The 19,161-nt window shown below is 73.3% G+C and carries 16 protein-coding genes; 8 read left to right on the top strand and 8 right to left on the bottom strand.

Annotated elements, in window-relative coordinates:
• Positions 1-65: 65 nt before the first annotated feature.
• The 3 genes from FHX44_RS19650 to FHX44_RS19640 all read left to right on the top strand — a co-directional run bounded on the left by FHX44_RS19650 (position 66) and on the right by FHX44_RS19640 (position 2,970).
• The gene (locus tag FHX44_RS19650) at positions 66-1,271 is read left to right on the top strand and encodes an acyl-CoA dehydrogenase family protein (protein WP_147261316.1); all 1,206 of its coding nucleotides are present in this window, start codon (positions 66-68) and stop codon (positions 1,269-1,271) included.
• A gap of 372 nt (positions 1,272-1,643) precedes the next feature.
• Positions 1,644-2,705, top strand: a complete 1,062-nt coding sequence (gene moaA / locus FHX44_RS19645; protein ID WP_147257131.1) for a GTP 3',8-cyclase MoaA — start codon at positions 1,644-1,646, stop codon at positions 2,703-2,705.
• Position 2,706: 1 nt separating this feature from the next.
• Positions 2,707-2,970 carry a MoaD/ThiS family protein gene (locus FHX44_RS19640; protein ID WP_147257130.1) on the top strand — a complete coding sequence of 88 codons (264 nt, stop codon included), beginning with the start codon at positions 2,707-2,709 and terminating at the stop codon, positions 2,968-2,970.
• Between the two features lie 4 nt (positions 2,971-2,974).
• Here FHX44_RS19640 and FHX44_RS19635 read toward each other — a convergent pair whose 3' ends face one another.
• Both FHX44_RS19635 and FHX44_RS19630 read right to left on the bottom strand, forming a co-directional pair.
• A complete protein-coding gene (locus FHX44_RS19635) occupies positions 2,975-3,358 on the bottom strand; it encodes a DUF1761 domain-containing protein (protein WP_147257129.1) in 384 nt (127 codons plus the stop codon).
• A gap of 162 nt (positions 3,359-3,520) precedes the next feature.
• Positions 3,521-4,525 carry a P1 family peptidase gene (locus FHX44_RS19630; protein WP_147257128.1) on the bottom strand — a complete coding sequence of 335 codons (1,005 nt, stop codon included), beginning with the start codon at positions 4,523-4,525 and terminating at the stop codon, positions 3,521-3,523.
• A 65-nt stretch (positions 4,526-4,590) separates the two neighbouring features.
• Between FHX44_RS19630 and FHX44_RS19625 the strand changes: the two genes are divergently transcribed.
• On the top strand, positions 4,591-5,289 hold the full coding sequence (locus tag FHX44_RS19625) for a 2OG-Fe(II) oxygenase (protein ID WP_147257127.1): 699 nt from the start codon (positions 4,591-4,593) through the stop codon (positions 5,287-5,289).
• A 40-nt stretch (positions 5,290-5,329) separates the two neighbouring features.
• Here FHX44_RS19625 and FHX44_RS19620 read toward each other — a convergent pair whose 3' ends face one another.
• Entirely contained in the window at positions 5,330-6,235 is a 906-nt protein-coding gene (locus FHX44_RS19620; RefSeq protein ID WP_147257126.1) for an alpha/beta fold hydrolase, read from the bottom strand.
• Positions 6,236-6,525: 290 nt separating this feature from the next.
• Here FHX44_RS19620 and FHX44_RS19615 point away from each other — a divergent pair, with 290 nt between their 5' ends.
• Entirely contained in the window at positions 6,526-9,744 is a 3,219-nt protein-coding gene (locus FHX44_RS19615) for an ATP-binding protein (RefSeq protein ID WP_147257125.1), read from the top strand.
• 82 nt (positions 9,745-9,826) lie between these two features.
• Here FHX44_RS19615 and FHX44_RS19610 read toward each other — a convergent pair whose 3' ends face one another.
• From FHX44_RS19610 to mftF, 5 genes are all read right to left on the bottom strand, one after another.
• Positions 9,827-10,621, bottom strand: a complete 795-nt coding sequence (locus FHX44_RS19610; protein ID WP_147257124.1) for an SRPBCC family protein — start codon at positions 10,619-10,621, stop codon at positions 9,827-9,829.
• A gap of 73 nt (positions 10,622-10,694) precedes the next feature.
• On the bottom strand, positions 10,695-11,546 hold the full coding sequence (locus FHX44_RS19605) for an FAD binding domain-containing protein (RefSeq protein ID WP_147257123.1): 852 nt from the start codon (positions 11,544-11,546) through the stop codon (positions 10,695-10,697).
• Positions 11,543-14,026: a xanthine dehydrogenase family protein molybdopterin-binding subunit gene (locus tag FHX44_RS19600; RefSeq protein ID WP_147257122.1), complete on the bottom strand. Its 2,484-nt coding sequence runs from the start codon at positions 14,024-14,026 to the stop codon at positions 11,543-11,545. The genes FHX44_RS19605 and FHX44_RS19600 overlap by 4 nt, the downstream gene beginning before the upstream one ends.
• A 1-nt stretch (position 14,027) precedes the next feature.
• Positions 14,028-14,543 (bottom strand): (2Fe-2S)-binding protein, encoded by a 516-nt coding sequence (locus FHX44_RS19595; protein ID WP_147257121.1) that lies wholly within the window; start codon positions 14,541-14,543, stop codon positions 14,028-14,030.
• Between the two features lie 305 nt (positions 14,544-14,848).
• The gene (gene mftF / locus FHX44_RS19590) at positions 14,849-16,267 is read right to left on the bottom strand and encodes a mycofactocin biosynthesis glycosyltransferase MftF (protein ID WP_246170482.1); all 1,419 of its coding nucleotides are present in this window, start codon (positions 16,265-16,267) and stop codon (positions 14,849-14,851) included.
• 103 nt (positions 16,268-16,370) lie between these two features.
• Here mftF and FHX44_RS19585 point away from each other — a divergent pair, with 103 nt between their 5' ends.
• The 3 genes from FHX44_RS19585 (at position 16,371) to FHX44_RS19575 (ending at position 19,067) form a co-directional block, all read left to right on the top strand.
• Positions 16,371-17,516, top strand: a complete 1,146-nt coding sequence (locus FHX44_RS19585; protein WP_212613013.1) for an alkaline phosphatase family protein — start codon at positions 16,371-16,373, stop codon at positions 17,514-17,516.
• Positions 17,517-17,624: 108 nt separating this feature from the next.
• Positions 17,625-17,876 (top strand): hypothetical protein, encoded by a 252-nt coding sequence (locus FHX44_RS19580; RefSeq protein ID WP_147257119.1) that lies wholly within the window; start codon positions 17,625-17,627, stop codon positions 17,874-17,876.
• Between the two features lie 114 nt (positions 17,877-17,990).
• Positions 17,991-19,067: a LacI family DNA-binding transcriptional regulator gene (locus tag FHX44_RS19575; protein ID WP_147257118.1), complete on the top strand. Its 1,077-nt coding sequence runs from the start codon at positions 17,991-17,993 to the stop codon at positions 19,065-19,067.
• Positions 19,068-19,161: the final 94 nt, after the last annotated feature.

Here is a 19,161-nt window from a genome sequence, read left to right as displayed (position 1 = left end):
CGCACAATAGTTCCGCGGATGCGACTGACACCACCGTGTTCCCATCCTGTGGTTGGGTGCTGGTCGTGGACTTCGAACCCAGCACCGTGGCTGCCGACCACACAAAGCGGATGCGCGCGTTCCTCGACGAGAAGATCCTCCCGGCCGAGGCCGAGTACGAGTCCTTCCGGGCCGAGCGCCGGGGCACCCCGCAGGAGTGGGACCTGCCGCCCGTCGTCGAGGAGCTGAAGACGGAGGCGCGCGCCCGCGGGCTGTGGAACCTCTTCCTGCCGAGCGTCTCGGGTCTGTCCAACCTCGAGTACGCCCCGGTCGCGGAGGTCTCCGGCTGGTCGCCGACGATCGCGCCGGAGGCCATCAACTGCCAGGCGCCGGACACCGGCAACATGGAGACCCTGCACCTCTTCGGCACGCCCGAGCAGAAGGAGCAGTGGCTCGAGCCGCTGCTGGAGGGCGAGATCCGCTCGGCCTTCGCGATGACCGAGCCCGACGTCGCCTCGTCCGACGCGACGAACGTCCAGACCCGGATCCGCCGCGACGGCGACGAGTACGTGATCAGCGGGCGCAAGTGGTGGATCTCCGGCACCGCCGATCCCCGCTGCAAGATCTTCATCGTCATGGGCAAGACCGACCCGGAGGCGGCGAAGCACCGGCAGCAGTCGATGGTGCTGGTGCCGCGCGACACGCCCGGCCTGGAGATCAAGCGGCACCTGCCCACGTTCGGCTACCAGGACCAGCACGGGCACTCCGAGCTGGAGTTCCACGACGTGCGCGTCCCGGTGTCGAACCTGCTCGGCGAGGAGGGCGGGGGCTTCGCGATCGCCCAGGCCCGGCTCGGCCCCGGACGGATCCACCACTGCATGCGCCTGATCGGCATGGCCGAGCGCGCCATCGACCTCATGGTGCGCCGCGCCCGCTCCCGCACGGCGTTCGGCCGGCCGCTCGCCGACCAGGGCGTGGTGCGCGAGCAGATCGCCCATTCGCGGATCGAGGTCGAGCAGGCCCGGCTGCTCGTCCTCAAGACGGCGTGGCTCATCGACCGGTACGGCTCGAAGGGCGCTGCCACCGAGATCGCCGCGATCAAGGCCCTCTGCCCCCGCATGGCGTGCGGCGTGATCGACCGCGCCATGCAGGTGCACGGCGGCGCAGGCATGAGCGACGACGTGCCACTGGCCGCCTTCTACGTCTGGGCCCGGGCCCTGCGCTTCGCCGACGGCCCCGACGAGGTCCACCTGCGCACGGTCGCCCGCCAGGAACTGGGCCGCCACGACTGACGCAGGCGGGTCCGACACCCCCACCCGGCGAGTCCGACGTTTCCGCACGGCGAGTCCGACATCCCGACACGGCGAGTCCGACGCTCCGGCACGGCGAGTCCGACACCCCGACAGGCGAGTTCGGCGTTGCGGTACCGCGCGCGGGCACGGCACGTGCGCGTACGGCGGGCTCGCCGTGACTGGACGCCGGACTCACCCGCGCCGGATGTCGGACTCGCCGTGTTCGTACGTCGGACTCGGCCAAACTTTTGGACAGCTCGTGGAGCGGCATCTGCGGGGGTTCTGGATTCTGGCAGGCGCAGCTGCGGAACGGTGACCATGCCGTGATCCAGCGTCCCTCCGGGACCCTTTTGGGGCTATTACGCTCGTGGCGTGACGGCAACCGAGCTCGGACTTCCGGCGGTGCGGGGCGCGACCCCCCGCGATCCGGCGCGTCCCGCCGACCCGCGGCTCGTCGACTCGTTCGGCAGGGTCGCCACCGACTTGCGGATCTCCCTCACCGACCGCTGCAACCTGCGCTGCTCGTACTGCATGCCGGCCGAGGGGCTGGACTGGATGCCGCGCGACGAGCAGCTCACCGACGACGAGCTGATCCGGCTGATCACGATCGCGGTGCGCGACCTCGGCGTGCACGAGCTGCGGTTCACCGGTGGCGAGCCGTTGCTGCGCCGCGGGCTGGAGAACCTCATCGCCGCGTCGGCCGCGCTGCAACCGCGACCCGACATCTCGCTCACCACCAACGGCATCGGCCTCGGCCGCCGGGCGGAGGCGCTCGCCGAGGCCGGCGTCAACCGGCTCAACGTCTCGATGGACACGCTCCGGCCGGACCGGTTCGCCACGATCACGCGCCGCGACCGCCTCGCGGACGTCCTGGAGGGGCTCGCCGCCGCGCGCACCGCGGGCCTCGACCCCATCAAGATCAACAGCGTGCTCCTGCGCGGCGTGAACGACGACGAGGCCGTCCCGCTCCTGCGCTTCGCCCTCGAGCACGGCTACGAGCAGCGCTTCATCGAGCAGATGCCGCTCGACGCCCAGCACGGCTGGGAACGCTCCGAGATGATCACGGCGGGCGAGGTGATGGAGCGGCTGCGGCAGAGCTACACGCTCACGCCGGACACCACCGAGCGCGGCGGCGCGCCGGCCGAACGCTGGCTGGTGGACGGCGGCCCGGCCGTCGTCGGCGTGATCGCCTCCGTCACCCGTCCGTTCTGCGGCGCCTGCGACCGCACCCGGCTCACCGCCGACGGTCAGGTCCGCTCGTGCCTGTTCGCCCGCACGGAGACCGACCTGCGGGCGCTGGTGCGGGGTGGCGCGTCCGACGCCGAGATCGCCGACACGTGGCGGCACGCCATGTGGGGCAAGCTCGCCGGGCACGGGATCGACGATCCCGGGTTCCTGCAGCCCGACCGTCCGATGAGCGCGATCGGCGGCTGAGATGACGTCCACGACGACCGTCACCATCACCGTGCGCTACTTCGCGGCGGCCCGCGCCGCCGCGGGCGTCGAGACCGAGCTCCTCGAGGTGGCCGGCACGGTCGACGACGCGATCCGGACCATCCGCGAACGCCACGGCGCCGGGCTGGGCCGGGTGCTCGCCCGCTGCAGTTACCTGCTCGACGAGGTCGCCGTCCGCGACCGGTCCACACCGCTGCCGGCCGGGGCCACGCTGGACGTCCTGCCGCCCTTCGCCGGAGGCTGAGCCCTCAGGGCCACACCGTGACGATGCCGGCGATCAGGACGAGCTTCAGCAGCCAGTCGCCGGCGTGGATCGCGGCAAGGGGCGCGGGCACCCGCTCGTGGAACACCGACCCGGACAGCAGGACGGCCGGGAACGCGACCCAGAGCACGAGCGCGAGCCCCAGTGCCGGGACGAGCCCGCCGATCCCCAGGCCCGTGACGAGCCACGCCACGGCGGCCGCGACGGCGCCGCCCCGGACCAGCTCGACCACCGCCGTGACCGGAACCGATCGGCGCGGCCCGGCGTAGGCGGGCGAGAGCCGCGCGAGCCGGGAGCCGAGGGCGGCGTAGTAGGCGCCGCTCGCCAGGAACGCGACGACGGCGGAGACGAGGACGGCGAGGAGGTTCATGACTGGCTTCTTCCGGTCGGAGGGTGTTCTCGACCGGGACGTCGAGGCCGGGCCGCCGTTCTCGACATCCGCCGCAACAGCGCGGGCTCCGGGTGCGAGCAGTACGAGGTACCGAGCGGGGCGCCGTCGTGCTCGTGGGATCGATCAGCGGGCCGCCGTCCGCTACCCCCCGACGATGTCGCGGTAGCTGCGCCAGGTCCGGGCCCTGGTCGCCACCCCCTCCGCCGCGAGCAGCGCGTGCGCGATCGCCCGGCTGACGACGTCGGCGGCCGCGGCGTGCAGCGCGACGAGGCCGGGTAGGTCCGGGGTGGGCCGGGTTGCGGTGGACAGCCCGAAGACCACGTCGCCGTCGGTCGCGGTGTGGGCGGGCGCGACGGCGCGGGCGAGGCCGTCGTGGCCCATGGTCGCCAGCCGCCCGCACCCGGCCTTGTCCAGCGTGACGTCCGTGGCCACGACGGCGAGCGTGGTGGCAGTGCCCAGCGCGGGCGGCTGGGGCGCTGCGCGCAGCTCGTCGAGGGCCGCGGCGTCGACGCTGACCGCCGGGAACTCGCCGGGCAGCCCGGCGCGCACCCCGTACAGCTCCCCGGTCGCCGGATCGACCGCCGAGCCGGCGGCGTTCGCGACGACGAGGGCCGCAACGACCGCTCCGTCGTCCAGCACGGCGCTGGCCGTACCGATCCCGCCCTTGATCCCGCCTGCGAGAGCACCGGTGCCTGCGCCGACGACACCCTGCGGTATCGGCCCGTCGCTCGCCGCGTCGTAGGCGGCGGCGCCGGTGGCCGCGTCCGGCCGGACGGTGAAGTCGCCGCCGCGGCCGAGGTCGAACACGACGGCGCCCGGCACGATCGGCACGACTCCACCCGGCACGGGGAAGCCGATGCCCGCCTCCTCGAGCCGGGCCACCACACCGCCGGCCGCCGCGAGCCCGTAGGCGCTGCCACCGGAGAGCACCACGGCGTGCACCCGCTGGACGGTGGCACCCGGGTGCAGCAGGTCGGTCTCACGCGTGCCGGGCGCCGCGCCCCGGACGTCCGCACCGGCCACCGCGCCGCCCTCGGGGGCGAGCACGACCGTCGTGCCGCTCATAGCGCCCGGCCCCTCGAGCGAGGCGTGGCCCACGCGCAGGCCGGGAACGTCGGTCAGAGCGTTGTGGGGTCCGGGACGCATCGGATCATCATCCCTGTGGCCGATTCCCGCCAGCAAGCTTTACCGACGTGGGTGAAGGTGGAGGCATGACCGCAGTGCTCGACCGACTGGACGTGCCCGCCCTGCAGGAGCGCCTCGACACCGACGGCGTCGCGGGCACGCAGGCGCTGCTCGCACCCGAGCAGTGCGCGGACGTGATCGCGATGTTCGACGAGGACGAGCGGTTCCGCAGCACCGTGGTGATGGCCCGGCACGCGTTCGGCGAAGGCAGCTACCGGTACTTCGCCGACCCGCTCCCGCCGCTGGTCCAGCAGTTGCGGGAGCAGCTGTACCCGCCACTCGCGGAGATCGCCAACACCTGGGCGGAACGGCTGGGCGAGCGGACGTTCCCGACCGAGCTGGACGCGCTGCTGGCCGAGTGCGCCGCCGCCGGGCAGCACCGTCCCACGCCGCTCGTGCTGCGGTACGGCCCGGGCGGTTACAACTGCCTGCACCAGGACGTCTACGGGGACCTGACCTTCCCGCTGCAGTTCCTCGTGATGCTCAGCCGCCCCGACGAGGACTTCACCGGCGGCGAGAGCGTGTTCGTGGAGCAGCGCCCACGCCAGCAGTCACGGCCGATCGTGTTGCGCCCACGGCAGGGCGAGGCGGTCGTGTTCCCGGTGCACCACCGGCCGCAGCACGGATCCCGCGGGTTCCACCGGGTGCAGATGCGGCACGGGGTCAGCGCCGTGCACAGCGGGAGCCGGCACGTGCTGGGGATCATCTTCCACAACGCCCGGTGATCCGGCGGCCCTGCGCCCGACCGAGACGGCTCGGTGCCGGCTACCCCGGCCTCGGGGCGTCGAGGAAGGCCGGGACGATCGAGGGCAGCTCTGGCCGGTGCATCACCCCGATGTGCGTCGTGCCGGGCAGCACCGCCAGCTGCGACTGCGGGAGCCCGGCGATGTCGCCGTTCACGGCCCCGCCGAGCAGCCGGAAGAACTCCGTGACGTGATCGATGCGCACCACGTCGGAGTCCCCGACCACGAGGAGGACCGGGGCTGCCAGCGACTGGATGGTGCTCGCCGAGTGCTTCGGGTAGTTCAGCTGGAGATCCTTGTTCTTCTCCACCAGCGACCCGAAGTCGTCCGGCCGAGACGCGGCAGCCAGGTAGTACTCGTGGAAGGGCGTGCCGTGCAGCATCTCCGGCTGAAGCCCGGCCAGCCCTTCGATGAGGCCGGGGTGCATGCCCGCCGGGTCGTACATCGGCGAGACGAGCACGAGCTTGTGCACCAGGGCCGGCTCCTTCAGACCCATGTCCAGCGCGACGGCCGCACCGGTGCTGAAGCCGAGGACGTCGGCCTGCTGCACACCGAGCTGCCGCAGCAGCGCGGTGGTGTCGGCCGCCATCTGGTCCACGCGCAACGGCCGGTCGACGTCGGCGGTGTGCCCGTGCGCCTGCTGCTCGACGGCGATCACCCGCCGGTCCCTGGCCAGCACCGGGATGAGCTCGCCGAAGTCGGGCTGGATGCCCGACAACGAGCCGTGCAGCAGCACGAGGGGCCGACCGGTCTCCGGACCGTGGACCTCGTAGTACATCTCGAGGCCGTCGATCGAGGCGTACCGCCCGGGTGCCGGGGCACCGGCGGCCTGCGACGGCTCCGGGCCGTTGCCGGCACCCGCTCCACAGCCTGCGACGGCGGCGAGCGCGGTCACCGCGGCGAGCGCGACACGCGTTGCCCTGGTCATGTAGGAACTCCTGTCGGATGTGGACGGCCACCGGCGAAAGCCGGAAGGTGCAGATCAGTACGCCGGTTCCCGGCTCGTAGTGATCGACACCAGGCCGGTCGCCTGCTGGGCCCGTCGCCCTCGCCGATCATCGGCATGCGGAGCGAACTCGGACACGGGGGCCAGCCTGACAGCCGCGCTTTCGATTTCCTTGCGGTCGCCTGCCGGCTCGGCACAACCGGCGAGGACCAGGCCGTCGATCCGGAGGGACACGCCAAGATCGTTCCGAGACGCGCCCTAGGGTAGGGCGAGTGCGGTTCGGTGTGCTCGGTCCGGTGGCCGTGTGGACGGATGCCGGACTACCGGTCAGGATCCCCGGCCGGAAGGTGCGCGCGCTGCTCGCCGACCTGCTGGCGCACGCGGGCCGTCCCGTTCCGGCCGATCGGCTGATCGACGACATCTGGGGCGAGCGGCCGCCGCCCAGCGCGCAGGCGACGCTCCTGGCGAAGGTCTCGCAGCTGCGCCGTGCACTGGAGGACGCCGAACCGGGTGGGCGCGACCTCGTGGTGTCGGGACCGGCGGGCTTCGCGCTGCGCCCCGCCCCGGACGCGGTCGACGCGCGCCGGTTCTCCAGGCTCACCGCGCAGGCACGGGGAGCCGAGCCGCGGGTAGCGGCGGCGCTGCTCGCCGAGGCGCTGGAGCTCTGGCGCGGGCCCGCCCTCGCCGACTTCGCCGACGCCCCGTTCGCCGCAGGCTTCGTCGCCCACCTCGCCGACCAGCGGCTCGAGGCTCAGGAGGACGCCGCCGAGCTGCGCCTCGAGCTCGGCCAGCACGCCGAGCTCGCCGGCGAGCTCATCGCGCTGGTGGCCGAGCACCCGTTGCGGGAACGGCTGCGCGGCTGCGCGATGCGCGCCCTGTACCGAGCGGGCCGCCAGGCCGAGGCGCTGGCGACCTACCAGGACGTGCAGACCCGGCTCGCCGACGAGCTGGGGATCGACCCGAGCCCGGAACTGGCCGCTCTGCACCAGGCGATCCTCACGAGGGACCCGGCGCTCGACCCGACCCCGCCCACAGCGGGCAGACGCAGGGGCAACCTTCCCGCCGCGCGCACGGAGCTCGTCGGCAGGGACAGCGCCGTGATCGACGTGCGGAAGCTGCTCGGCGCCGACCGGCTGGTCACCCTGACCGGGCCGGGGGGAGTCGGCAAGACCAGGCTGGCGCTGGCCGCGGCCGAGGCCGCCGCTGACGACTTCGACGACGGGGCGTGGCTGGTCGAGCTGGCCGCGGCCGCGCGGCCCGGCGATCCGGACGTGCTCGGGTCGCTGGCCGAGGCCGCCCTCTCGGCGCTGAACGTCCGGGTCACGGCGCACCCGGGGCAGCAGGCTTCTCCGCCCGAACGGCTGGCCGACGTGCTGCGGCCGCAACAGCTGCTGCTCGTACTGGACAACTGTGAACACGTCGTCGAGCACGTCGCCGACCTCGTCGAACTGCTGCTGCGGGCGGCACCGGGCCTGCGGGTGCTGGCCACCAGCCGGGAACCGCTCGCTCTGGCAGGCGAGGTGGTGTGGAGCGTCGCGCCGCTGGACGTACCCCTGCCGGGCGCCGACGACCCGGCACACGTCGCGGACAGCAGCGCAGCCCGGCTGTTCGTCGCGCGGGCCGCGGCCGCGGCCACGAGCTTCCGGCTCGATGCGGACACGGCGGCGCCGATCGCCGTGCTGTGCCGGCGGCTGGACGGGATCCCGCTGGCGCTGGAGTTGGCGGCCACGCGCGTGCGCGCCCTCGGGTTGGACGGCGTCGTGGCCCGGCTGGATGACAGGTTCCGGCTGCTCGGCGTCGGCCACCGCGGTGCCCCGCCCCGCCAGCAGACGCTGCAGGCCATGATCGATTGGAGCTGGGAGCTGCTCACGTCTCCCGAGCAGGTTCTGCTGAGGCGCCTCGCCGTGCACATCGGCGGCGCCACCGCGGATGCCGTCGCGGCAGTCAGCGCCGATGACGATCTGCCGGCGTGCGACGTGCCGGATCTGCTCGCCCGCCTCGTGGACCGCTCCCTCGTCGAGGTGACCCCCGGTGCGGGGCGGCGCTTCCGGCTGCTGGAGTCCGTGGCCGAGTACAGCCTCGGCAAATTGCACGACGCCGGCGAGGACGACGTCCTGCGCCGCCGCCACGCCGACCACTACCTGGCACTGGCCGAAGAGACCGCGCCCGGCCTGCACGGTGCGCAGCAGCCGCACCGGCTCGCCCTGCTCGACGCCGAGACGGCCAACCTGCGAGCCGCGATCGCGGCGAGTGACTCGGAACGCGCGCTGCGCCTGGTCACGACGCTGTGCTGGTACTGGGTGCTGCGGGGGCGTCTTGACGAGGCGCGCAGGGCACTGGACACCGCCCTCGCGCTGGACGGCCCGGCGCCCGCGGGACTGCGCGCCACCGCCGTGGCGTGGCGGGCCGGTATCGCACTCATGCTGGGCCTACCCGAGGCGTCCGCCGCGTACGCGGCGGGTCTGCCGGCCCTGGACGCGATCACCGACCCCGTCGTGCGGGCCCGTGCCACGTGGTTCCTCGCCGACACCGGCACGGCGAGCGATCTTCCCAGTGCCACCGAGCTGTTCGAGCGGGCGCTGGCGATCAGCCGCGCCTGCGGGGACCGCTGGACGGAAGGCGCAGCGCGCCTGGGCCGCGCCAGGCTCGCCCACGTGCGCGGCGACCTCCGCACCCTGGAACGCGAAGCCGGCCGGGCGGCCGAGCTGTTCCGCGAGACCGGCGACCGCTGGGGCCAGCTGCAGGCGACGTGCTGGCTGGGCGCGCTGGCCGAGCTCGGCGCCGACCACGAACGGGCCGCCGCACTGCACCGGGAGGGGCTGCGCTGGTGCGAGGAGCTCGGCCTGTGGCCCGAGGTGTCGTCCCGGCTGGCGTGGCTCGGCTGGATCGCGACGCAATCCGGGGACCACGCCCGAGCGAGAGCGCACGGCGAGCGGGCGCTCGCGGTCGCCACCGAGCAGGGCTTCCACGACGGGCTGACGTTCGCCCGCATCGTGCTCGGCTACGCGAGCCGCAGGCAGGGAAGGCTCGACGCGGCTCAGCAGCATCTCGACACGGTCCTCGACGGCACGCCGCGGTGTGCCGACATCGCGGTCCACCTGCCGATGGTGCTCACCGAGCTCGGCTTCCTCGCCGAGCTACGCGGTGACCCGCACACGGCGTTCCGCCTGCACGGCGAGGCCTACGACCTAGCCCGGAAGATCAGTGCTCCCCGGGACACCTCGCAGGCCCTCGAAGGGCTCGCCGCCGCCCTCGCCGCCGCCGGGTCGCCCGCAGCGGCCGCGACCGTGCTGGGGGCGGCGGCCGCGGCCCGCGCCGCGGCGGAGCTGCCGACGGCGCCCGCCGAGCGCGCCGACGTGGACCGCGCCACCGCCGCCGCCCGCGCCGTCCTCGGCCGGCCCGCCTTCACCGAGGCGTTCGAGGCAGGCGGCGATCTCACGCCCGACGAGGCACGCGTCCATGCCGAGCGCGCCCTCTCCCCCGCTGTGTGACCGCGAGGCGCCGGATTGCAGCAAGGCCACCTTCATGCCACGTCATGGCATGAAGGTGGCCTTGCTGCAACGAGACCGGGCGTCAGCGGCGCGCGCGGCGGATCAGGAAGATGATGAGCAGGAGCAGCGCGCCCCCGGCCACCGGGGCCAGGCGCTTGAGCACCGGGGCGCCCGCCGTGTCGAGCAGGTCGATCGCGTCGACCTCGCTGCGCAGCGGGCCGCTGCTGGTCGTCGCCTTCGGCGCGAGCACCGGCCCCTTCGCGGCGGCCGCTGCCTCCGCCGATCCGCTGCCGTTCGTGCGGCCGCTCGTGGCCGGTGCGGCGACCGTTCCGGCCGCAGCCGCGGGCGCGGACGCACCCTCACCGCTCGGCGCCGCCGGGGAAGGCGACGGCTTGGCCGGGGCGGGCGCCGCCGCTGCGGGCGCCTCGGCCGCCGGCGCGAGCTTGCTGGCCACGCAGGCCGAGAACTGCCCGATGATCTTGTCTGCGACGTCGGAGATGACACCGCGGCCGAACTGGGCGGGCCGGCCCGTGATGGTCATGTCGGTGACCATGGTGACGGCGGTGCGGTTGGGCCCGTCGGCGACCATCGTGCCGGTGACGGTGGCACTCGCCGTGCCGTTGCCGCGGGAGTCGCGCCCATTCGCCTCGATGACGACCTTGTGGTTCGCGTCGTCGCGCGTGACGTACGTGCCCTTCCCCTTGTAGGTGAGCGAGATCGGCCCGAGCTTCACCTTGACGGTGCCGGTGAAAGAGTCGCCCTCGTACTCCTGCAGGGTGGCGCCCGGGAAGCAGGGAGCCACCGTCTCCGGCGTGTTCAGCGCCTCCCACGCCTTGTCGATCGGCGCGTCGATCGTGAACTTGTTCTCCAGCTGCATCTTCTCTGTCTCCTCCAAAAGCCGCAGGACGCCTGCCCCGGATGACCCGAGCAGACGTCCTGCGGAACGAGCGTCAGCCTGCGGCCGCCAACACCGCGCGGCCGGTGAGCACCTTGGCCAGATGTTCACGGTAGTCCGCAGCCGCATCCGCGTCACTCGGCGCGGCGGTGCCCTCGGTGACCCGTTCGGCCGCTGCGCGTACCGCCTCCGCGGTGGCGGGTTGCCCCACGAGCGCCTGCTCCACACCTGCGGCGCGGATCGGTGTGCTGCCCATGTTCGTGAGCCCCACCCGCGCCTCCGCGATCGTGCCGCCCTCGACCCGGACGGCGGCCGCGATCGCGACCATCGACCAGGCCTGCGCTGTGCGGTTGAACTTCTCGTAGTGGCTGCCCCAGCCCGTGTACTTCGGGAACCGGATCTCGGTGAGGATGTCGCCCTCGCCGAGCGCCGTGGTGAAGTAGTCGACGAAGAACTGCGGCGCAGGCACCGTGCGGCTGCCGGACGGTCCGGCGATCACGAGCTCGGCGTCGAGGGCGAGCGCGACCGCACCGAGGTCGCCCGCCGGGTCGGCGTGGGCGAGCGACCCGCCGAGCGTGCCGCGGTGGCGCACCTGGCTGTCGGCGACGGTCTCGGTGGCCTGCGCCAGCAGCGCGACGTGCCGCTGCACGGACTCGTCGCGGATGATGTCGTAGTACGACGTCATCGCCCCGACGACCACGCGGTCGCCCTCTTCCCGGATCCCGCGCAGCTCGGCGATCCCGCCGAGATCGACGAGCAGGGTGGGGGCGGCGAGCCGCAGCCGCAGCACCGGGAGCAGGCTCTGCCCGCCGGCGAGGATCTTCGCGTCGTCGCCTGCCTCCTGCAGAGCCCGGACTGCCTCGTCGACCGACGACGGCTTGACGTAGTCGAACTGGGCGGGGATCACTGGACCTCTCCCTGGGGGTTGTTCGGGTCGATCGAGCCGAGGCCCGCGCCCGGAGAATGGGTGTCGACCGGAGTGTCCTGCGTGGAACGGCCCTTCGCGTCCTGGATGGCCCGCCACACGCGCTGCGACGTGCACGGCATCTCGACCTCCATGACGCCGAGGTCGCGCAGGGCGTCGATCACGCCGTTGACGATGGCCGGGGTGGACGCGATGGTGCCCGCCTCGCCGACTCCCTTCACCCCCAGCGGGTTGGAAGTGGCCGGCGTGCTCACGACGTGGGTGTCGAAGCTCGGCAGGTCGGCGGACGAGGGCAGCGTGTAGTCGACGAACGTTCCGTTGACCAGCGTGCCCTGCTCGTCGTAGTTGGCCTCCTCGAACAGGGCCTGTGCGATGCCCTGTGCGAGCCCGCCGTGCACCTGTCCCTCGACGATCAGGGGGTTGATCACGTTGCCGATGTCGTCCACGCAGACGTACTTGCGCACGCTGACGTGCCCGGTCTCGGTGTCGACCTCGATCGCGGCGAGGTGCGTGCCGTGCGGGAAGGAGAAGTTCTCCGGGTCGTACACGGCGTCGGCGTCGAGCGAGGGCTCCATCCCCTCCGGGAGGTCGTGCGCCATGAACGCGGCGAACGCGATCTCCTGGATGGCCTTGCCCTTGTCCGTGCCGCGCACCGAGAACGTGCCGTTCTCGAACTCGATGTCGTTCTCGTCGGCCTCGAGCATGTGCGCCGCGAGCTTCCTGGCCTTCGCGATCACCTTCTCCGCCGCGTTGACGATCGCGATGCCGCCGACGGCGAGCGAGCGCGACCCGTAGGTGTCGAGGCCCTTCGGCGATATCTGGGTGTCGCCGTGCAGGATCTCGACGTCCTCGAACGGCACGCCGAGCTGGTCGGCCACGATCTGGCTGAACGCCGTCTCGTGACCCTGCCCGTGCGGTGAGGCCCCGGTGATGACCTCGACCTTGCCGGTGGCGAGCATCCGGATGCTCGCGGCCTCCCAGCCGCCCGCACCGTAGGCCAGCGACCCGAGCACCCGGGACGGGGCCAGCCCGCACATCTCGGTGAACGTCGAGATCCCGATGCCGAGCTGCACCGGGTCGCCCGAGCGCCTGCGCTCCTCCTGCTCGCGGCGCAGGCCCGCGTAGTCGAACAGGTCCATCGCCTGCCGCGTGGCCTGCTCGTAGTTGCCGGAGTCGTAGGTGAGCCCGCACACCGTGGTGAACGGGAACTCCTCGTGCTTGATCCAGTTCTGCTGGCGCAGCTCCATCGGGTCGCGGCCGAGCTCGGCCGCCAGCTCGTCCATGATCCGCTCGATCGCGAACGTGGCCTCGGGCCGTCCCGCGCCCCGGTAGGCGTCCGTCAGCGTCTTCGTGGTGAAGACGTTGGTGCAGGTGAACTTGTAGGCCGGGATCTTGTAGATCGCGTTGAACATGAACGCGCCCAGGATCGGCACGCCGGGTCCGACGAGGCCGAGGTAGGCGCCCATGTCGGCCAGCAGCTTGACGTCGAGGCCGGTGACCGTGCCGTCCTTCTTGGCCGTGATCGTGATGTCCTGGATCTGGTCGCGCCCGTGGTGGGCCGCGAGCAGCGACTCCGACCGCGTCTCGGTCCACTTGACCGGCTTGCCGAGCTTCTGCGCCAGCACGACGCAGAGCATCTCCTCGGGGATCACGCCGATCTTGCCGCCGAACCCGCCGCCGACGTCGGGGGCGATGACCCGCAGCTTGCTCTCGGGGACGCCGAGCACCACCGACGTCATCGTGCGCAGGATGTGCGGGATCTGGGTGGCCGAGTAGAAGGTGATCTGCTCGCCGGTGGGGTCCACGACCACCGAGCGCGGCTCCATGAACGCCGGGATGAGCCGCTGCTGGCGGAACCGGCGGCGCACCACGACGGAGTCGGGGTCGGACTCGGCCGCGGCGATCGCGTCGGCGACGTTGTCGCCGGTGCCCGCCTCGCCGGAGTCGAACACCCAGGTGGCGCTCTCGTTGGTGCCGAGGTCGGGGTGCACGAGCGTGGCGCCGTCGGCGAGCGCGGCCTCCATGTCGAGCACCGGGTCGAGCGGCTCGTAGTCGACGTCGACGAGGTCCGCGGCGTCCCTGGCCGCCGCGATCGACCGGGCGACGACGACGGCGACGCCCTCGCCCGCGAAGTGCACGGTGCCGCTGGCGAGCAGGGGCCGCTGCGGCGCCTTCTGATCGGGCGTGATCGGCCACGCGCACGGCAGGCCGACGGACTCGACGCCGAGATCGGCTGCGGTGTAGACGCCGACGACGCCGGGGGCCTTCTTCGCGGCGGACGTGTCGATCCCGTTGATCCGCGCGTGCGCGAACGTCGACCGGACCACGGAGACGTGCAGCGTGCCGGCGGGGGTGATCGCGTCGGTGTACCGGGAGCGGCCCGTGATCAGGCGCGCGTCCTCCTTGCGGACGCGGGCACGCCCGATCTCGCCGGATGTGGTGGGTTCGGCGGTCGTCGTCATGTCACTGCCCTCCCGCGACCGGGCTGGGCGTGTCGACCGGCGCCGTGGCGCTCGGCTTCATCGCCTGCGCCGCGCTCTGCACGGCCCGGACGATGTTCTGGTAGCCGGTGCAGCGGCAGAGGTTGCCCTCGAGCCCCTCGCGCACGGCGTGCTCGTCGGGGTCGGGGTTGTCGCCGAGCAGGTCGACCGCCTGCATGATCATGCCGGGCGTGCAGTAGCCGCACTGCAGCGCGTGGCACTCGTTGAACGCCTTCTGCACCGGGTGCAGCTCGCCGTCGCGGGCGAGCCCCTCGATCGTCGTGACCTCCGCGCCGTCGGCCTGCACCGCGAGCACGGAACAGGACTTCACGCTCTGCCCGTTCAGGTGCACCGTGCAGGCACCACAGTTGCTGGTGTCGCAGCCGACGACCGTGCCGGTCTTCCCCAGGCGCTCCCTCAGGTAGTACACCAACAGCATGCGGGGTTCGACGTCGTCGACGTACTCCACGCCGTCGACGGTGACCCGAACCTGTGCCATGTGACCTCTCCTCACCACGAGCGCTGTGCCGCTGACAGAGCGGCACTGGACGCACCGGGCGCAGCCGAGCCACGCCCGGGTGCCGCGCACGACGTTGTGGCGGCGCCCACAATCAGACCGCCGATCATCCGGGCATGCAAGGGCGATGAACCGCACTCCGTCGAAGGACACCGGCCTGCCCGATCCCGATCGTCGGGCGGTCCGCATTCTCGGAACCAGCGGCGCCTAGTAGTCGCAGATGCGGAACGCGGGCAATGTCAGGTTCACCTGTCCGGACGGCGCGGTGAAGATCACTCGACCCGGGGTCAGAGGTCGGGAGAGCGGTCGGGGCCGGTACCCACCGGGCGCAGCGGCTCGAGCGTGCGGTGGCGCAGCGCACCCCACCACAGGCCACCGCCGTAGGCGAGGTCGTCGAGTCTGCGGGCGAGCACGTACCCGAGCAGACCGGGCCGGTCCGGGGCGTGGCGCTTGCGCCACCAGTCGAGCACGCCTTCGGCCAGCGCGATCACGGCGACGGTGCGGCGAGCGCGGCGTGACACCAGCGCCGCGACCAGCGCGATCGGCCAGTAGTGGCGCGTGACGGCGTCGGCGGTCTGCTGCACCGTGCCGACGGCGCCGAGGCCGATCAGCCTGGCGGCGGTGCGGCGCGGCTCGCGTACCGGCAGCTTTCGCGCGAGCTGTTCGGCGGCACCGGCCGCCACGGCGAGCGCCGCGAGAACCGACCACGGTCGCCCGCGCAGCAGCAGCGCCGACACCGCCGCCGACCAGGTGTTGAGCACCATCGGCGGTACCGACCCGGGGTGGCGCAGCGACAGCGGCGCGGCGCCCGTGCCGTAGTACGCCTTGCGCAGCCACCAGGCGCGCAGCGTCGTCCGGTGCTCGTGCGCCACCCGGGACGCGGGCTCGTAGCGCAGGCGCCAACCCGCCTCGTGCAGCCGCAGCACGAGGTCGACGTCCTCCGCGACGTGCATCCGCTCGTCGAAGCCGTCGCCGACGGCGTCGCGGCGCACCACGAGAGCCGCGCTCGGCACGTAGGCCACCCGGCTCTTCGGTACCACCAGCGCCGGATCTGCGCCCAGGTCCAGCGATGAGCGCACCGACTCGTACCCGCCCAGCCAGCCGTGGCCGGCCAGCGCCACGATCCGCGGCGCCGCCAGCGCCACCACCGGGTCGGCGAAGCGGGCGAGCAGCGGGCCGAGCCACCCGGGCTGCGGGACCACGTCGGAGTCGAGGAACGCGACGAGCGGGGTGCGCGCGGCCGCGAGCCCGGCGTTGCGGGCCGCGGCGGGACCCCTCGCCTCCGGGTGGCGCAGGAGCACCGCCCCCGCCCGCTCGGCGACGGCCCGGATGCCCGCCGCGTCCTCGGAACCGTCGTCGACGACGATCGTGGCGCCGAGGTCGGCGGGCAGGGCGGCGAGCAGGCGGGCGAGCCCGTCGACCCGGTCCTTCACCGGCACGACGACCGTGACGTCCGCCGCGGGCGGGACCGCGGCCGCCGGCACGGACACCGGGTGCGCGATGCCGGCGTCGAGCAGCCTGCGCGCGAGCTTCGCCGCCATCGGGTCGCGGACCTCGAGCGCGCCGTCCTCGAGCCGGGCCGCCGCGGCGGCGGACAGCCGCAGCATCCGCGGCGGGGCACCGCCGAAGAGTGCGGTGCCGTCGTCGACGACGATCGCGTGCCGGTCGAGGAGGATCCGCATCCCGTCCGGCACCGCCTCCTCCACGTGCACGAGCCTAGATCCAACGCACCTCGGAGCCATACTGCTGAGAGTCGGGCTCCGGAACAGCATTACGGCTCCAGGGTGTGGCTGGGATGCTCGTGGGGTGATCGAGCCGCTGCTGCCCGAGTACGGACGCCGTTCGCTCGCCGAGGTGCTGCCGGCGCTGCTCGCCGCGCTCGGCGTGCCCGGGCCCGCACCCGCGCTCGCCGTGCCGCCGATGCGCGCGGCGGCGCTGCTGCTCGTCGACGGGCTCGGCAGCGAGCTGCTGCGCCGGCACGCCGACGACGCGCCGTTCCTCGCGAGCCTGCCCGACCTCGGGCCGCTCACCGCCGGGTTCCCGTCGAGCACGTCGGTCAGCCTCGCGTCGCTCGGCACCGGGGTGCCGCCGGGCGCGCACGGCCTGCTCGGGATCGTGCTGCGCACGGACGGCGAGCTCCTCGACACCCTGCGCTGGACGGTCCAGGGAAACCGCGCCGACGTGCGCGAGCGGCTGGTGCCGGAAGAGGTCCAGCCGGTACCCACCGCGCTGGAGCGAGCCGCGGGCGACGGCGTCGGGGTCACCGTGGTGTCGCTGAGCGAGTTCGAGGGATCCGGGCTGACCAGGGCAACGCTGCGCGGCGGCCGCTTCCGGGGCACGTACGCGATGGGCGACCTGGCCGCGGGCGTCCTCGCTGCGACCGCGGGCCCCGGCCGGCAGCTCTGCTACGGCTACCACCGCGATCTGGACGCGCTGGGACACGTCTACGGCCCCGGATCGCTGCCGTGGCGGCTGCAGCTCACCCAGATCGACCGGCTCGCCGAGCTCGTCGCCGATCGGCTGCCACCGGACGCGGTTCTCGCGATCACCGGCGACCACGGCATGGTCGCGGTCGACCGGCGATACGACGTGGACACCGACGCAGTGCTGTCCGACGGCGTCGCGCAGCTGGCAGGCGATCCCCGCGCCCGGCACGTCCACGTCCGGCGCGGCGCACGCGACGACGTACTCGCCACCTGGACCGAGGTGCTGGGGGACGGGGCGTGGGTCGTGCCCGGGGAGCAGGCGGTCGCCGAGGGCTGGTTCGGCCTCCCGGTGGCACCGCACGCCCGCGACCGCATCGGCGACGTCGTGGTCGCCGCGCGCGGAGGCACGGCCGTGATCCGCTCACGGGGGGAGCGGCTCATCTCGCGCATGCCGGGCCAGCACGGATCGCTCACCGCCGACGAACAGCTCGTCCCGCTCCTGCTCGCCTCGCCGCACCCGACCAGGTGAACTCGTCCGGACACGCCGGGCCGCCAACCTCAGATGTTCCTCAATTCTGTGGCAGCGCGGTCCACGATTCCCTCACCCTGGTCTGACCTGCTGAACGGGGGGATCGCGATGGAGCTCGTCGTCGACGTCGAGCTGACTGTCCGTGACCGGGCCATCCTGCGCGAAGTGGCGCACGGACGTGCCGAGCTCGTCTGGGGCTCGGAGCCCGATCTCTACCTCGACGGTCGCTTCTGCTGCGACCAGAACGCCGTGCACCGGCTGGTGCGCGCGGGCCTGATCGCCCCCGCCGTCGAGGGCACGGTCGGCCAGCGCATCCCGGCAGTGATCACCACGGCCGGCCGCCTGGAGCTCGTGGCCTGACGTCCCGGCTCGCAGGGCGGCGGTAGCGTCCACGCTCGTGAGCGAGCGTCAGCGAGCGAACCGATGTCACAGCGCTAGCGCGAAGCGCCGGCTGAGCGCCGGCGAAGCCGTGCGGTGAGCAAGCCGTCCGCGCGACAGGAGCGCATCCTCGCGGTCCTGCGATCCCGCGGATCCGCGCGGGTGGCCGAGCTCGCCCGCGAGTTCGACGTCTCCCCGATCACGCTGCGCCGCGACGTCGAGGCGCTGGCCCGTGACGAGCAGGTCGTCCGCAGCCACGGCGTCGTCCGGCTGCCCTCGGCTCGGCGCACCGACCGATCACTGCGGCCCGTCGCCGACGTCGTGGTGCTGATGGCCCCGCTGCACAACACCTACCTCGGGCAGATCATCACAGGGGCCCGGGAGGCCGCGGAGCAGCAGGGCCTGCGCTGGGAGCTGCTCGGCGTCGAGGAGAAGGAGCCGACGCGGTCGGCGATACGCCGCGCCTGCGCGGTGCCCGGTGCGCTGGGGGCGCTCATCATCCCGCGGTGGCGCTCGGCCGCCGCCGTCGCGGCCGAGGACACGGTCCCCGCCGACGACGGCACGCCGCTCGCGCCCGCGGTGCTCCTCGAACGCTTCCCGCCGGTGGGCAGCGTGCTCGCCGAGCTCGACGCGGTACGCACCGACCACACCCGCGGGGTGCTGCTCGCCCTGCGCCACCTGCGCGAGCGCGGGCACACCCGGATCCTGCTCGCCGCGCGCGACGACAGCCCGACGGCCCGCACCATCCGGGCGGCGTTCTTGCGGCTGATCCCCGAGCTCGGGTTGCCGCTGCTGGCCGAGCCGTTGCTCAGCGCCCCCGGCGCGGCCCCCGACCCGGCCACGCCCATGCCGTACCTGCCCGCGGCGATCCGGGAGACCGGCGCGACCGCGCTCCTCGCCCACAGCGACGTCGACGCGCTCAACCTCGTCACGCAGCTGCACGCCGCCGGGATCCGGGTGCCGGACGACCTCTCGGTCGTCGCCTACGACGACATGATCGCCAACCTCGGCGGCCCGGAGCTGACGGTGGTGGCGCCGCCGAAGCGCCAGGTCGGACGGGAGGCGCTCGCGCTGCTGCTGGACCGGGTGGAGCGGGGCGGACCGGTGCGGCACGTCGAGCTGCTGCCGGCTCTCGTGGACCGGGGCTCGGTGCGCACGATAGCCTCATTCTGATCGTTCGATCATTTCGATCGTTCGACCTTGATATGGATCCTTCGCTCCGCGATCGTGTGTGGAAAGCGCTCTCTCGATGACGAGGGGAACGTCC

The organism is Pseudonocardia hierapolitana (assembly GCF_007994075.1).
GTDB classification, from domain to species: domain Bacteria; phylum Actinomycetota; class Actinomycetes; order Mycobacteriales; family Pseudonocardiaceae; genus Pseudonocardia; species Pseudonocardia hierapolitana.
The sequence above is the reverse complement of the archived record's forward strand: the minus strand, read 5'-3'. Positions and strand labels throughout refer to the sequence as shown.